Origin of the sequence: Hydrogenophaga sp., from assembly GCF_051858985.1 — a bacterium.
Lineage (GTDB): Bacteria > Pseudomonadota > Gammaproteobacteria > Burkholderiales > Burkholderiaceae_C > Hydrogenophaga.
Map to the genome: position 1 here is coordinate 487752 of NZ_JBHYGM010000001.1, position 14457 is coordinate 502208.

Annotated in this window: 12 protein-coding genes; 5 read left to right on the forward strand and 7 right to left on the reverse strand. The window is 67.0% G+C overall.

Annotated features, from left to right (window positions below; genetic code table 11):
- The first annotated feature begins 14 nt into the window (after positions 1 to 14).
- Positions 15 to 2291 carry a helicase C-terminal domain-containing protein gene (locus tag ACTIEY_RS02370; protein ID WP_439517494.1) on the forward strand — a complete coding sequence of 759 codons (2277 nt, stop codon included), beginning with the start codon at positions 15 to 17 and terminating at the stop codon, positions 2289 to 2291.
- Between the two features lie 3 nt (positions 2292 to 2294).
- On the opposite strand, the gene ACTIEY_RS02375 is transcribed toward ACTIEY_RS02370, so the two are convergent.
- Positions 2295 to 3605 (reverse strand): hemolysin family protein, encoded by a 1311-nt coding sequence (locus tag ACTIEY_RS02375; protein WP_439517495.1) that lies wholly within the window; start codon positions 3603 to 3605, stop codon positions 2295 to 2297.
- 9 nt (positions 3606 to 3614) lie between these two features.
- Here ACTIEY_RS02375 and ACTIEY_RS02380 point away from each other — a divergent pair, with 9 nt between their 5' ends.
- Positions 3615 to 4454, forward strand: a complete 840-nt coding sequence (locus tag ACTIEY_RS02380) for a symmetrical bis(5'-nucleosyl)-tetraphosphatase (RefSeq protein WP_439517496.1) — start codon at positions 3615 to 3617, stop codon at positions 4452 to 4454.
- A gap of 52 nt (positions 4455 to 4506) precedes the next feature.
- On the opposite strand, the gene ACTIEY_RS02385 is transcribed toward ACTIEY_RS02380, so the two are convergent.
- From ACTIEY_RS02385 to dcd, 4 genes are all read right to left on the reverse strand, one after another.
- A complete protein-coding gene (locus ACTIEY_RS02385) occupies positions 4507 to 5988 on the reverse strand; it encodes a DEAD/DEAH box helicase (protein ID WP_439517497.1) in 1482 nt (493 codons plus the stop codon).
- Between the two features lie 67 nt (positions 5989 to 6055).
- Positions 6056 to 6952: a KPN_02809 family neutral zinc metallopeptidase gene (gene ypfJ, locus ACTIEY_RS02390; protein ID WP_439517498.1), complete on the reverse strand. Its 897-nt coding sequence runs from the start codon at positions 6950 to 6952 to the stop codon at positions 6056 to 6058.
- A gap of 57 nt (positions 6953 to 7009) precedes the next feature.
- Entirely contained in the window at positions 7010 to 8113 is a 1104-nt protein-coding gene (locus ACTIEY_RS02395; protein WP_439517499.1) for a fatty acid desaturase, read from the reverse strand.
- A 64-nt stretch (positions 8114 to 8177) separates the two neighbouring features.
- Positions 8178 to 8750: a dCTP deaminase gene (dcd, locus tag ACTIEY_RS02400; protein WP_439517500.1), complete on the reverse strand. Its 573-nt coding sequence runs from the start codon at positions 8748 to 8750 to the stop codon at positions 8178 to 8180.
- Between the two features lie 116 nt (positions 8751 to 8866).
- On the opposite strand from dcd, the gene ACTIEY_RS02405 reads away from it, so the two are divergent.
- The 3 genes from ACTIEY_RS02405 to ACTIEY_RS02415 are packed head-to-tail and all read left to right on the forward strand — an operon-like array spanning position 8867 to position 11865.
- Positions 8867 to 9463 carry a GbsR/MarR family transcriptional regulator gene (locus ACTIEY_RS02405; protein WP_439517501.1) on the forward strand — a complete coding sequence of 199 codons (597 nt, stop codon included), beginning with the start codon at positions 8867 to 8869 and terminating at the stop codon, positions 9461 to 9463.
- 16 nt (positions 9464 to 9479) lie between these two features.
- A complete protein-coding gene (locus tag ACTIEY_RS02410; protein ID WP_439517502.1) occupies positions 9480 to 10844 on the forward strand; it encodes a cytochrome ubiquinol oxidase subunit I in 1365 nt (454 codons plus the stop codon).
- A 16-nt stretch (positions 10845 to 10860) separates the two neighbouring features.
- On the forward strand, positions 10861 to 11865 hold the full coding sequence (locus tag ACTIEY_RS02415; protein WP_439517503.1) for a cytochrome d ubiquinol oxidase subunit II: 1005 nt from the start codon (positions 10861 to 10863) through the stop codon (positions 11863 to 11865).
- Positions 11866 to 11991: 126 nt separating this feature from the next.
- Here the strand turns inward: ACTIEY_RS02415 and guaD are convergent, their stop codons facing one another.
- Positions 11992 to 13272: a guanine deaminase gene (gene guaD / locus ACTIEY_RS02420; protein WP_439517504.1), complete on the reverse strand. Its 1281-nt coding sequence runs from the start codon at positions 13270 to 13272 to the stop codon at positions 11992 to 11994.
- 72 nt (positions 13273 to 13344) lie between these two features.
- A complete protein-coding gene (locus ACTIEY_RS02425) occupies positions 13345 to 14445 on the reverse strand; it encodes a BMP family ABC transporter substrate-binding protein (protein ID WP_439517505.1) in 1101 nt (366 codons plus the stop codon).
- Between the last annotated feature and the right edge of the window lie 12 nt (positions 14446 to 14457).

Here is a 14457-nt window from a genome sequence, read left to right on the forward strand (position 1 = left end):
TACCATCCCGCGTGATGCCTGCCGATCTCCTGCCCGACGAAACGACGGTCCCCAACCGGGTGGCCGTGCGCGTGCTGTGCGCGTTCGCGGCCCGGAAAGGCGACCTCGACCTGCGCTTCACCCCCTCGCCGAGCGCCCAGGACGGCATTCAGGGACACACCACCGTGACCAGCCGTCGCAGCGCGAGCTACCAGCGCGAGGTGCCGCTGTCCGCGCGCTGCGGCGAACTGCTGGTCCAGGGCCGCGCCGACGGCTTTGATCCCGCCACGCCGCGCCTGGAAGAGATCAAGACGCACCGGGGCGATGCGGACCGCATTCCCGACAACCACCGCGCCCTGCACTGGGCGCAGGCGCGCGTGTACGGCTGGATGCTGTGCGAGCAACTGGGCCTGGATCGCATGGAAGTCGCGCTGGTGTACTTCAACATCGACACCGCGCGGGAAACCGTGCTGCCGGTCTGGCACAGCGCCGTGGAGCTGAAAGCGTTCTTCGAGTCGCTGTGCGCCCACTATGCCGACTGGGCGCGCACCGAACGCGAGCACCGGGCCAAGCGCGATGCCGCGATGCGATCGCTCGGCTTTCCGTTCGAGACCTTCCGCCACGGCCAGCGCGACATGGCCGCCGCCGTGTTCCGGGCGCACGGCGCGGCCCGCCACCTGCTCGCGCAGGCGCCCACCGGCATCGGCAAGACCATGGCCACGTTGTTCGGCGCCCTGCGCGCCGCGCCCGCCAACGGCACGGACAAGCTTTTCTACCTGACCGCCAAGACGCCCGGACGGCAGCTCGCGCTGCAAGCCTTGCAGCGCCTGCAGGCCAGGCCACTGCGCGTGCTTGAGCTGGTGGCGCGGGAGAAGGCGTGCGAGCACCCCGACAAGGCCTGCCACGGGGAGTCCTGCCCGCTCGCGCGCGGCTTCTACGACCGCCTGCCGCAGGCGCGCCAGGAAGCCGCACACGCCGGCTGGCTCGACAAGTCGGCGTTGCGCGACATCGCGCTCAAGCACAACGTGTGTCCCTACCACCTGGGACAGGACCTGCTGCGCTGGAGTGATGTGGTGGTGGGCGACTTCAACCACTTCTTCGACCTGAGCGCGAGCGCCTGGTCGCTCACGCTGAACGACGAGCTGCGCGTCGGCCTGCTGGTGGACGAGGCGCACAACCTGATCGAGCGCGCTCGCCTGATGTACAGCGCCGAGCTGCGGCCCGTGGCTTTCCAGGCCGTGCGCAAGACCGCACCGGCCGCGCTGAAGAAGTCCATGGATCGGCTGCACCGGCAGTGGAGCACGCTGGCCCGCGCGCAGGCGCAGGACCACGAGGTGCTCGCCGAACTGCCAGGCGCTTTCATGGAGGCCCTGCAGCGCCATGGCGCCGAACTCTCCGATCACCTCGCCCACGAGCCCGCCGATGCGCAGGGTGACCTGCAGGCCTGGCTGTTCGAGGTGCTGCATGTGCTGCGCGTGGCCGAGGTGTTTGCCGACCACTCCATGGTCGATCTCACGCGCGCACGGGTGGCCCACGGCCGCGCGCAGCACCCCGTGCTGAACATCCGCAACCTCGACCCGGGGCCGCTGCTCAAGCCTCGCTGGGACGCCGCACGCAGCGCCACGCTGTTTTCGGCCACGCTGCGTCCCATGGACTACGTGAGCCAGTTGCTCGGGCTGCCCGATGACACCGCGAGGCTCGAGGTGCCCTCGCCCTTCGATCCCGCGCAGTTGCGCGTGCGCATCACACCGCACCTCTCCACCCGCTACAACGACCGCGACGCATCGCTGGACGGCCTGGTGGACGTGATGGCCATGGAGTACACCGGGCGTCCCGGCAACTACCTCGCCTTCTTCAGCAGCTTCGACTATCTGCGCCAGTCGCTGGACCGCCTGCGAGAGCGCCATCCGGCGGTACCGGTGTGGGCACAGTCGCGCGGCATGAGCGAGCCCGAGCGCAACGACTTCGTGGCCCGCTTCACCGATGATGGCCAGGGCATTGGCTTCGCGGTGCTGGGCGGCGCGTTCGGCGAGGGCATCGACCTGCCCGGCCGTCGGCTCATCGGGGCCTTCATCGCCACGCTCGGCATGCCGCAGGTGAATGCCGTCAATGAACAGCTGCGCCAGCGCATGCAGGCTCGCTTTGGTCAGGGATACGACTACACCTATCTGTTTCCCGGACTTCAGAAAGTGGTGCAGGCGGCGGGCCGCGTGATCCGGGGACCCGAGGACGAGGGCGTGCTGGTCCTGATGGACGATCGATTCAACCGCGCGGAGGTGCGTCGCCTGCTTCCCGCGTGGTGGAAGCTCTGAAATTCAGATGCCAGCGTCGATCGCGGTTTCGATCTCGGGCAGCCGCGAGATCAGCACCTGGTCGATGCGCCGGCCATCCAGCACCAGCACCTCGAAGCGCCAGCCCGCGCAGTCCACGCTGTCGTCCTTCTCCAGCAGGTCGCCGGCCACCGTCTGCATGAGGCCGGCCACCGTGTTGTAGCGGCCTTTGTCCTCATCAGGCAGTTCCTCGATGTCCAGGCGCGACTTGAGTTCTGCCACCGGCATGGCACCGTCCACCAGCCAGGCGCCGTCTTCGCGCAGCGTGGCCCAGGCGTCGACCGCCGCGCGCGGCGACAGCTCGCCAGTGATGGCCTCCAGCATGTCCAGCGGCGTGAGCAGGCCCTGCACCACGCCGTATTCGTCGACCACGAACACCATCCGCGTGGCGCGTTCGCGGAACTGCTCCAGCAGTTCCATGCCGGTGAGCGTCTCGGGCACGAACACCGCGGGCTGCACGTGACGCATCAGCGGTTCGTTGTCGCCCTCCGCCTGCAGCGCCAGCATGCGCGGCAGGTGGATGACACCCACCACATCCTCCAGCCCACCACGGCACACGGGGTACCACGAATGGCCGGTGGTCCAGGCTTTCTGCACCGCCGCGTCGATGCTGTCCTGTGCGTCCAGCCACCGGATTTCGGAGCGCGGCACCATGATGGAGGTGAGCTGGCGGTCGTCCAGCAGGAACACGTTGCGCACCATCTGGTGTTCGTGCTCTTCGATGATGCCGGCGTCCACGCCCTCCTCCAGGCTGGCGTTGATCTCTTCCTCGGTGACGTGCTGCACGGCGTTGGTGTCGATGCGCAGCAGCTTGAGCACCCACTGCGTGGTGTGGGTGAGCAGCCACACGAAAGGCTTGGCGGCCTTGGCCACGAAGGCCATGGGCCGCGAGACCCAGCGCGAAACGGCTTCGGGGTAGAGCTGCCCGATGCGCTTGGGCACCAGCTCACCGAAGACGATGGTGATGAAGGTGATCACCAGCACCACGATGGCGGTGGAGGCCACATTGGCGGTGGCCTCGGTGAGGCCTTTGGCTTCCATCCACAGGCCCAGGTCGTCGCTGAAGGCCGCCTCGCCCACGATGCCGTTGAGCATGCCGATGGACGTGATGCCGACCTGCACCGAGGAGAGGAACTGCGTCGGGTTCTCCAGCAACTTGAGCGCGGTGATCGAGCCCTTGTCACCGGCCTCGGCCATGGCCGTCAGGCGCGCCTTGCGGCTCGAGGCCAGGGCCAGCTCCGACATGGCAAAAGCGCCATTGAGCACGGTGAGGAAGACGATGAGCAGGATATCCATAATGCGTGGATGTCAATTTACATGATCGGCGACGTGCAAGGCTGCGACACGGCGCTGGGCCGTCTGCTCGATGAGATGGATTTCTCCCCCAGCCGCGATACGCTGTACCTGCTCGGTGACCTGGTCAACCGCGGTCCGGAATCGCTGGCGGTGATGCGCCGCCTGATGGCACTGGGCACGTCGGCGCAATGCCTGCTTGGCAACCACGACCTGTTCCTGCTCTCGGTGGCGCACGGCGTGCGCAAGCTCCACCGCAGCGACACGGTGGACGACATCCTCGACGCACCCGACCGGGACGCGCTGCTGGACTGGCTGCGCACGCGGCGCATGGCCATCCACGAGCACGGCTGGCTCATGGTGCACGCGGGGGTGCTGCCGCAATGGGACGTGCAGCGAACCGTGGCTCTGGCTGACGAACTGCATGCCGTGCTGCAGGGCCCCGACTGGGTGGATTTCCTGCACACGATGTACGGCAACGAACCCGCCCTGTGGAGCGAGTCCCTGGCCGGCGCTGCGCGCCTGCGCGTGGTGGTCAATGCATTGACCCGCCTGCGCTTTTGCACCGCCCAGGGCGTGATGGAGTTCGAGGTGAAGAGCAGTGCCGCCGTTCCGCCTGAAGGCTTCATGCCCTGGTTCGATGTGCCCGGCCGGCGCACCGCGGGCGTGCCGATCGCATTCGGCCACTGGTCCACGCTGGGCACGGTGGACCGTGCCGATCTGCAGGCGCTGGACACCGGCTGCGTGTGGGGCGGTTGCCTGACGGCGGCGGGCATCGACGCGCAGCGGCCAGGCCAGGTGGAGCGGATCTCGGTGCGCTGCGAACAGGCCAGCAAGCCCGGCAAGCGTTGAAGCGAAGGCGGCGGCGAGGGCCGCCTGGCAGGGTCGGGCAAGGGCGCTGCCCTCAGCTTTCTTCCGGAACCGGCGCAGGGGCCGGTGCGCTCTTGAAGAGCGCCGGCACTTTCTTGCGGGTCTTGATGTTGGGCGAAGCGGTGCGCGTGGTGGCACGCTGGGCCACTTCCCAGGAAGGCGGCGCATCGCTGGCAGCCGTGGGTTCGTAGGGCTTGTCGAACAAAGGATCGGCCGGAGCCCGAGGTGCGCGTGCCGGAGGACGGCCGGGCGCGGCGGTGCGGTCCGGGCGCTCGCGGCTCGCGCGCACTTCACGGCGTTCGGCGTCGTCGTCGGACGGTGGGGCCTGCCACGCACGCTGGCCGTCGTTGAAACGGCCGGCGGGGCGGCGATCGGCCTCGAATTCCAGGGCCTCGAGCTCGAGCTTCTTGCCCAGCAGCTTTTCCAGGTCGCCCATCAGGCGCGCATCGCGGCCGCTGACGAACGACACCGCCAGGCCCGAAGCACCCGCGCGGCCGGTTCGGCCGATGCGGTGGACGTAGTCCTCCGCGTTGAACGGAATGTCGAAGTTGAACACCGCCGGCACGTCCTTGATGTCCAGGCCGCGCGCGGCCACGTCGGTGCACACCAGAAGATCCACTGCGCCGCTCTTGAACGCGTCGAGCGCCTTCAGGCGTTCGTCCTGGCTTTTGTCGCCGTGCAACGCCGTGGTGTTGAGGCCTTCGCGCTCCAGCGAACGCGCCAGGCGCGCGCACCCGAGCTTGCTGTTGACGAACACAAAGGCCTGCTTGAGGCCGCGCTCGCGCAGGATCTGCTTGAGCACGCCGCGCTTGTCGTCGTCTTCCACGCGGTAGAAGTGCTGCTCCACCGTGGAGGCGGTGGCATTGGAGCGCGCCACCTCGATCGTCACCGGGTCCTGCAGGTAGCTGTTGGCCAGGCGCTTGATCTCGGGGGAGAACGTGGCCGAGAACAGCAGCGTGGTGCGCTGCTTGGGCAGGTAGGAGAGGATGCGCTGCAGGTCCGGCAGGAAGCCGATGTCGAGCATGCGGTCGGCTTCGTCGAGCACCACGTACTCGACCTGGTTGAGCACGCAGTTCTTGGCTTCGATGTGATCCAGCAGGCGCCCTGGCGTGGCCACCAGCACCTCCACGCCCTTCTTGAGTTCGGCGGTCTGGGGCTTCATGTCCATGCCGCCGAACACCACCGTGCTGCGCAGATTGGTGTACTTGGCGTAGAGCTTGACCTGATCAGCGACCTGGTCAGCGAGTTCGCGCGTGGGCAGCAGCACCAGGGCACGCACCGGGTGGCGCGCCGGCGAGGTGGAAGCGTTCTCGTGCTTGAGCATGCGCTGCAGCAGGGGCAGCGTGAATGCGGCGGTCTTGCCGGTGCCGGTCTGGGCTGCGCCCATCACGTCGCGGCCTTCCAGCACCACCGGAATCGCCTGCGCCTGGATCGGCGTCATGGTCTCGTAGCCCATTTCGGCCACGGCCCGCTCAATGGCAGGCGAGAGGGAAAGTTCGGAAAAGGATTGGGTCATTGCGGTCAAAGTTAGCCCGGTATTGTCTCACTTTGACGACTTTTGGCGGAAAAGTGCCCTCGGCAGGTCAAAGACTGGTGGCTTTGAACGTGTCGCAGGACTGCACGCTGCCACTCTGAAGCCCCGCATTGAACCAGCGCTGCCGCTGCGCGCTGGTGCCGTGCGTGAAGCTGTCGGGAACGATCTGGCCCTGGCTCTTGCGCTGCAGGGCGTCGTCGCCAATGGCGGCGGCGGCCGTGAGCGCCTCTTCCACGTCGCCAGGTTCCAGGATGGCCTTGGACTTGTTGTTGTGGTGCGCCCAGAGACCGGCGAAGCAGTCGGCCTGCAGTTCGAGGCGCACCGACATGGCGTTGTACTCGCGCTCGCTCACGCGCGACCGCATCTTCTCCATCTGGTCGGTGATGCCCATGAGGTTCTGCACATGGTGGCCCACCTCGTGCGCAATCACGTAGGCCTGCGCGAAGTCGCCCGGCGCGCCGAGCTGGCGGCGCAGGGTCTCATAGAAACTCAGGTCGATGTAGACCTTCTGGTCGCCAGGGCAATAGAACGGCCCCATGGCCGACTGACCGGTGCCGCACGCGGTGGGCGTGGCGCCGCGAAACAGCACCAGGCGCGGCTTCTGATACTGCGCGCCCGCTTGCTGGAACACCTGGCCCCACACATCTTCGGTACCGCCGAGCACGGAGGCCACGAAGCGCCCCATGTCGTCGGTAGGCGCCTGCGCCGGGCCTTGTGCCTGCTCCACCTGGGCGGGGGGCGCCATCTCGCCACCACTCAGGGCGCCCAGGATGGTCAGGGGATTGATGCCGAAGATCCAGCCGGCCACCAGCGCCACCGCGATGGTGCCGATACCGATGCCGCGCCCACGGCCACCACCCCCCAGGCCACCGAATCCGCCCCCGCCACCCGGCTGCGAACGGCGGTCCTCGACCTGGTCGGATTCCCGGTTGTTTTCCCATTTCATGCGTGGCTCCTCAGCGGCCCGAATACGGCCACAGGTATGCGCATTATGGGGGGCGACTCACGCCATGGCGCGGGCCACGGGACTGGTCGCGCGGCCCTGGAAATCGGTCCAGCAGCGGCGACCGAAATCGTAGAGCTTGCAGCGGCGCGCGGTGTCGAAATACCAGCGCCAGGAAAAGCGCTGCACGATGATGCGGCCCGGCAGCGCGCCTTCCAGCAACTGCTGCGCGCCCTGGAGCCTGTAGAGCGGAATGCTCATGTCCACATGGTGCGCGGTGTGCTCCATGATGTGATGCAGGAGCGCGCCCACGCGCAGCGGGAACGTGAGGTGCACCGTGGTGGAGACGAAAGGCGCAGCCCGTGCCCAGGCGGTCTTGTCGTCATGCCACTGCACCGCCGGGTGGGTGTGGTGCACATAAACGACGAAACCGATCATGGCGTTCCAGAACAGGAACGGCACGGCGAATCCCATGCCCAGCAGCAGCCAGACCGACTGCCCGGTGGCGAGGGCAGCCACCACCAGCGCGCCGGTCCACAGCACAGCACTGGCCACGACGAACACGCCGTCCCACACGAACTCGGGTCGGCGCGTACCCATATAGGTCTTGCGGGGAAAGAACATGCGGCGCCACCACATCTCCACCAGGTAATACAGCGCCGGCCCGAAGCCGCTGCGGTAGGCGCGCTCCAGGGCTCGTCGGCCGGGCGACAGGGCTTCGTACTCCGCTCGGGTGAGCGGCGCCCACACGAAGTCGACCCCCTTCAGGTTGGTGTAGCCGTGGTGCACGACGTTGTGACCCACCTCCCACAGGCTGTACGGCGTGAGCGACGGCAGCATGGCCATCCGCCCCAGCACACGGTTCAAACCCCGGTGCGGCGTGTAGCTCTGGTGGCAGGCGTCGTGGCCGATGATGAACAGGCGCCCGATCATGAAGCCCGCGCCCAGGCCGCACAGCAGCTTGGCCCACCAGGCGCCGAGCCACACCGTGCCGACCATGAGGGCGGCGAACACCACCCAGTCGAACATCAGCAGCGCCACGCCGGTTGCGGTGCGGCGTTCGACGATCGGCGCGAGCCAGCCACGAATCACCTTGCGGTGCGGCAGCGGCTGGCCGGCGGGAACGGGGTCGGGAAGTTCGAAGGAAGGAGGAAGGCTGGACATGGGCCGGGATGCTAGTCCCGCCCCTTCCTCGTGGCCTTGACGCAGGTCAAGGAGCGGGGCGCCCTCAGGCTTTCGGTAGCGTCACACCCACCTGGCCCTGGTACTTGCCGCCGCGGTCCTTGTAGCTGACCTCGCACACATCGTCCTTGTCGCTCTCGAAGAACAGCACCTGCGCACAGCCTTCGCCGGCGTAGATCTTGGCGGGGAGCGGCGTGGTGTTGCTGAACTCCAGCGTCACATAACCTTCCCACTCGGGCTCGAAGGGCGTGACGTTGACGATGATGCCGCAGCGCGCGTAGGTGCTCTTGCCCAGGCAGATGGTGAGCACGTTGCGCGGGATGCGAAAGTACTCCATGGTGCGCGCCAGCGCAAAGCTGTTGGGCGGGATGACGCACACGTCCTTGTTGATGTCGACGAAGCTGTTCTCGTCGAAATTCTTCGGGTCGACCACGGTGCTGTGGATGTTGGTGAACACCTTGAATTCGGGCGCGCATCGGATGTCGTAGCCGTAGCTGCTGGTGCCATAGCTGATCACCTTTCTGCCGTCCACCTGCCGAACCTGGCCGGGCTCGAACGGGGAAATCAGGCCGTGTTGTTCGGCCATGCGGCGGATCCACTTGTCGCTTTTGATGCTCATGGGGCGGGATTGTAGGTGGCGCGCAGGGCGCGCCCGCCACCGTGAGAGCCCCCATGAACTTCCCGGAATTTCAGTAATTACTGAAAATTCAAGCCGATACGGCTACAGTGGCACCCATGCCGCTGCAAGACCACCTCCCGCCACTCAACCGCGAATTCGTTGCCCACTTCGGGGAGATGGGCAGTCGGTGGGGCATCAACCGCACCGTGGGGCAGATCTATGCCCTGCTCTTCATTTCCCCCAACGCACTCAATGCCGACGAGATCGCCGAGACGCTGGAGTTCTCGCGCTCGAACGTGAGCATGGGCCTGAAGGAGCTGCAGGCCTGGCGGCTGGTGCGGCTGCGCCACCAGCCGGGCGATCGGCGCGAGTACTTCGAAGCACCCGCCGATGTGTGGGAAATCTTTCGTGTGCTGGCCGAGGAGCGGCGACGCCGCGAGGTGGAGCCCACGCTGTCGATGCTGCGCACCGCGCTGCTGGAAACGCCCAAGACCGAAGCCGAGCGGCACGCCCAGGAGCGCATGCGCCAGATGCACGACCTCATCGACCGGCTCATGACCTGGTTCGACGACGTGCAGAAACTCGCACCCGAGACCGCCATGCAGCTCATGGGCATGGGTGCCACCGTGACGCGCGTGCTGGAGATCAAGGACCGCCTGACCGGCAAGGGCTCGCGCGGCGCGCGGCCCGAGAAACTGCCCGACGCCGCCTGAACAGGAGATTCCCTTCATGGACGCCTTGCTGCTTTCGCGCCTCCAGTTCGCGGCCAACATCAGCTTTCACATCCTCTTTCCCACGATCACCATCGCGCTGGGCTGGTTCCTGCTGTACTTCCGCCTGCGCTTCCTGAAAACGCGCGACCCGGCCTGGGAAGAGGCCTACTATTTCTGGACCAAGGTTTTCGCGCTGTCGTTCGCGCTGGGCGTGGTATCGGGCCTGGTGATGAGCTTCCAGTTCGGCACCAACTGGCCGGGCTTCATGGAAAAGACGGGCGACATCTCCGGCCCGCTGCTGGGCTACGAGGTCATCACGGCGTTCTTCCTTGAAGCCAGTTTCCTCGGCATCATGCTGTTCGGCCGCGGTCGCGTCTCCGAGCGCGTTCACGTGGCCGCCACTTTTCTGGTGGCCTTCGGCACCACGCTGTCGGCCTTCTGGATCCTGAGCCTGAATTCGTGGATGCAGACGCCGGCCGGCTTCGAGATCGTGGACGGCAAGTTCATCCCGGTGGACTGGCTTGCCGTGGTGTTCAACCCCTCGTTCCCCTACCGGCTGGCGCACAAGCTGCTGGCCTCCACGCTCACGGCGTCGTTCCTCATCGCGGGCCTGTGCGCCTGGCAACTCATCAAGGGCAGTGCCACGCACGGCACGCACAAGGCCCTGCGTGCGGCGATGGTGGCCGCGGCCGTGGCCATGCCCTTGCAGTTCGTGGCGGGTGACATGCACGGCCTGAACACGCTCGAACACCAGCCCGCAAAGATCGCCGCACTCGAAGGCATCTGGCAGACCGAGAAGAGCGCGCCGCTCACGCTGTTCGGCATTCCCGACGAAGCCGCCGGCACCACCCACTACGCGGTGAAGATCCCCAAGTTGGCCAGTCTGATCCTGGCGCACGACATGGACGCGGAGTTGAAGGGCCTCAACGAATTCCCTGGCGCCCACCCGCCCGTGGCACCCATCTTCTGGGCGTTTCGCGTCATGGTGGGCGTGGGCACGCTGATGCTGATGGTGGCCTGGTGGGGCGCATGGGTGCTCTGGCGCCAGAGGCGCGAGGTGCACGACCGGGTGAAACTCCCGCGGCCTCTGCTCTGGACGCTGGCGGGCATGACCTTCTCCGGCTGGCTTGCCACGCTCTCGGGCTGGTATGTCACGGAGATCGGCCGCCAGCCTTTCATCGTCTACGGTCATCTGCGCACGGCCGATGTGGCCACCACCCTGCCCTCGCCCATGATCGCGGCCACGCTGACTGCGTACCTCATCGTCTATGGCCTGCTGCTCATCACCTACGTGGGTGTGCTCAAGTACATGGCCGAGCACCCCTTCAAGCACGCACCCGAGGCGCCGGCGGGCGCCGCGCTCGGCAAAGCCGGCGTCTGAGCACAGGAACCTCACCATGACCACCTGGGCAGAAATCCTCCCCCTCATCTTCCTGGCCGTGATGGGCCTGGCGCTGCTGGCTTACGTCGTGCTCGACGGCTACGACCTGGGCGTCGGACTCCTGCTGCCATTGGCGCATACCAGGGAAGAGAAGGACGTGATGATCTCGAGCATCGGCCCCTTCTGGGACGCGAACGAAACCTGGCTGGTGCTGGGCGTGGGCGTGCTGCTGGTGGCGTTTCCCATGGCGCACGGGCTGGTGCTGCAGGCGCTGTACCTGCCGGTGGCCGTGATGCTGATCGGCCTGATCCTGCGCGGTGTGGCGTTCGACTTTCGCGTCAAGGCGCCGACGAAATACGTGCCGTTCTGGAACCGGGCCTTCTTTGCAGGCTCCCTGTTGGCCAGTACCGCCCAGGGGTGGATGCTGGGCAGCTACATCACGGGCTTCGACAGCGGCCTGATCGGCCTGGCTTTCAGCCTGGGCATTGCCATCACGTTGCCGGCGGCCTACGTGCTGCTGGGTGCGGGCTGGCTGATCATGAAGACCGACGGCGATCTGCAGGCCCGCGCGGTGCAGTGGGCGGCCCGCGTGATCTGGCCGATGGGTCTTGCGCTGCTGGCCATCTCGGCGGCGACGCCACTGGTGAATGGCGGGGTGGTGGCGAAATGGTTCAGCGTGCCGGAGGTGTTTGCGCTGGCCCCGATTCCGTTGAGTTGCGCCATCGCCTTCTTTGCCGCGCGCTGGGTGGTGACGCGGCCGAACGTGGTGAAAGCGGGATATGGCTGGGTGGTGTTTGCGTCCACGGTGCTGATCTTCATCCTGGCCTTCTTCGGCCTGGCCTACAGCATCTTCCCGGACATCGTGATCGGCCGCATGACGGTATGGGAAGCGGCCATCTCCACCGAATCGCTCACCGTCATCTTCGTCGGCGTGGCGATCATCCTGCCGATGATCATCGGGTACACGGTGTACATGTACAAGGTGTTCTGGGGGAAAGCACGGGCATTGACTTATACGTAGGCACCCCCCTGCGCCGCTGACGCGGCTTCCCCCCTCTCTGGCGCGCCTTCGGCGCTTGGAGGGGTGACGGCATCTCGGGCCGGCGGAGCCGGACCCTTGTTGCCCCCGGTTGTCGGCGGGGCGACCTTACTGTCCGGCGACCACCGTGCGTTCGACCACCCGGTCGTCCCCCAGCACGATCAACGCAAACAGCAACTCATCCAGACTGCGAGCCTTAGACGTCTTGCGAGCGAGCAATGGCGTGGCCTGCGGATCAAGCACCACGAAATCCGCGTCGTTGCCCGGCTGCAGATTGCCCACCACACCTTCGAGCCCCAGTGCCCGCGCAGCACCTGCCGTGTGCTGCCACCAGAGCTGCCCCGGTGTGAGGCTCAGGCCCTTCTTGGTCTGGCCCTCGCGGCCCACGTAGTAGGCCGCCAGCATGGTGTGGAACGGTGAGAAGCTCGTGCCGCCACCCACGTCGCTCGCCAGCCCATAGCCCATCCCCGCCGCGTCGGCGGCTTCGTAATCGAAGAACCCGCTGCCCAGAAACAGGTTGCTCGTCGGGCTCACCGCCGCCACGGCGCCGGTGCGCGCCATCAGTTCGCGATCGGCCTGGTCCAGGTGGATGCAGTGCGCGTACACGGCGCGCTGTCGCAGCAACCCGAAGTCGTCGTACACGCCCAGGTAACTGCGCGATTGCGGAAACAGCTCGGCCGCCCAGCGCACCTCGTCGCGGTTCTCCGCCACGTGCGACTGGATCCACACATCGCCGTACTTCGCTGCCAACTCACCCGCGCCGCGCAACTGCGCGGGCGAGCTGGTGGGCGCAAAGCGCGGCGTGATGGCATAGCCCAGCCGGTCCACGCCGTGCCAGCGCTGGATCAGCGATTCGGTGTCGATCAGGCTTTGCTCGGTCTCGTCTCGCACGCCGTCCGGGCTGTGGCGATCCTGAAGCACTTTGCCGGTGATGAAGCGAAGGCCCCGCGCGCGGGCTTCCTCGAAAGCCGCATCCACCGAGGCCGGGTGCGAGGTGGCAAAGGTGAGCGCGGTGGTCACGCCATGGCGCGCGAGTTCGTCAAAGAAAAATCGGGCCACTTCGCCCGCGTGCGCGGGATCCGCGAAACGGGACTCGTGCGGGAACGTGTAATTCTCCAGCCAGGGCAGCAGGCCTGCTGCCGGCGCACCGATCACATCCGTCTGGGGGTAGTGCACATGCATGTCGATGAAGCCCGGGGCAATGAGCTTGCCGCGCAGGTCTTCCACCGACACACCGGGGTAGTTGCCGATCAATGTGGCGTGGTCGCCGACGGCCCGCACCACGCGCCGGCCCTGTGCATCGGGTCCCACTACCAGCAGGCCATCGGCGTCGTGAACAGGGGTCTGGTCGTCGGCGAAACGGAGGATGGCGGCGCGGTAGGCTCTCATGCGGGCGAGCTTAACGCGTCGGGCAAGCCGCGGCATACCGGCCTGCCCATAGGGCTCATACGGCGCTGGAGGTCAACGGTCCACCGAGCCCTGCACGCCTTCCACCAGCCAGTTCATGCCCACGATCTGCGCATCACTGAGCGCCTGGCCCGCGTCGATCGCGGTCCTGCCCTGGTTGTCGCGCACCGAAGCCGTGCGCGAGGCCGCGAACACCGGCAGCTTGCCGGCCGCCATGTCGGCCTGGCGCGCCTGCACCTCCTCGCGCACGGCGGCCGGCACCTTGCTGCCGAACGCGTCGACGCGGATCATCCCGTCCTTCACGCCGCCCCACACGCTGGCGCTTTGCCAGGTGCCGTCGAGCACGGCCTGCACGCGCCGCGTGTAGTAGTCGCCCCAGAGATGCGTCACGGCCACCACCTGGGCATCGGGCGCAACGCGGCGCATGTCGGAGTGGTAGGCCACGGCCAGCCTGCCGCGCTCCTGCGCGGCCGCCATCACGGCCGTGGAACCGGTGTGGAACGCCAGCACCTCCGCACCCTGGTTCATCAGCGTCATGGCGGCGTCGCGCTCGCGCGGCGGGTTGAACCACTCACCGAGCCACACCACCTTCACGGTGGCGCGCGGGTTCACCGAGCGCATGCCCAGGGTGAACGCGTTGATGCCCTGGATGACCTCCGGAATGGGGAAGCCGGCGACATAGCCCGCCTGCGTGGCCAGCCGACCTGCCGCAACACCAGCCAGGTAGCGGCCTTCGTAATAGCGCGCATTCGCCGTGGCCACGTTGGGTGCGGTCTTGTAGCCGGTGATCGATTCGAACTTCACGTCCGGAAACTCGCGCGCCACTTTCAGCGTGGGTTCCATGTAGCCAAAGCTGGGCGTGAAGATGATGCGCGCGCCCTGCTGCGCCAGGTCGCGAATCACGCGCTCGGCGTCTGCGCCCTCTGGCACGTTCTCCACGTAACGCGTTTCCACGCGCGTTCCCAGAGCGGCCTGTACCGCCAGACGACCCTGTTCGTGCTGGCGCACCCAGCCGGCATCGGTGAGCGGCGCCACGTACACGAACGCGGCCCTCAGCGGCGCAGGCGTCTGTGCCTGGGTGGTGGACAAGGGAGATAAAAAGCTGGCGACCGCCAGCACGCTCAGAGCGCACCGGGCCACGAGGTTTTTGTACATGGTGTTCCTCTA

Bases quoted from the DNA above. Each gene is read 5' to 3' on its own strand.
- ACTIEY_RS02370 (WP_439517494.1), top strand. From the start codon at position 15: ATGCCTGCCGATCTCCTGCCCGACGAAACGACGGTCCCCAACCGGGTG.
- ACTIEY_RS02375 (WP_439517495.1), bottom strand. From the start codon at position 3,605: ATGGATATCCTGCTCATCGTCTTCCTCACCGTGCTCAATGGCGCTTTT.
- ACTIEY_RS02380 (WP_439517496.1), top strand. From the start codon at position 3,615: ATGTCAATTTACATGATCGGCGACGTGCAAGGCTGCGACACGGCGCTG.
- ACTIEY_RS02385 (WP_439517497.1), bottom strand. From the start codon at position 5,988: ATGACCCAATCCTTTTCCGAACTTTCCCTCTCGCCTGCCATTGAGCGG.
- ypfJ (WP_439517498.1), bottom strand. From the start codon at position 6,952: ATGAAATGGGAAAACAACCGGGAATCCGACCAGGTCGAGGACCGCCGT.
- ACTIEY_RS02395 (WP_439517499.1), bottom strand. From the start codon at position 8,113: ATGTCCAGCCTTCCTCCTTCCTTCGAACTTCCCGACCCCGTTCCCGCC.
- dcd (WP_439517500.1), bottom strand. From the start codon at position 8,750: ATGAGCATCAAAAGCGACAAGTGGATCCGCCGCATGGCCGAACAACAC.
- ACTIEY_RS02405 (WP_439517501.1), top strand. From the start codon at position 8,867: ATGCCGCTGCAAGACCACCTCCCGCCACTCAACCGCGAATTCGTTGCC.
- ACTIEY_RS02410 (WP_439517502.1), top strand. From the start codon at position 9,480: ATGGACGCCTTGCTGCTTTCGCGCCTCCAGTTCGCGGCCAACATCAGC.
- ACTIEY_RS02415 (WP_439517503.1), top strand. From the start codon at position 10,861: ATGACCACCTGGGCAGAAATCCTCCCCCTCATCTTCCTGGCCGTGATG.
- guaD (WP_439517504.1), bottom strand. From the start codon at position 13,272: ATGAGAGCCTACCGCGCCGCCATCCTCCGTTTCGCCGACGACCAGACC.
- ACTIEY_RS02425 (WP_439517505.1), bottom strand. From the start codon at position 14,445: ATGTACAAAAACCTCGTGGCCCGGTGCGCTCTGAGCGTGCTGGCGGTC.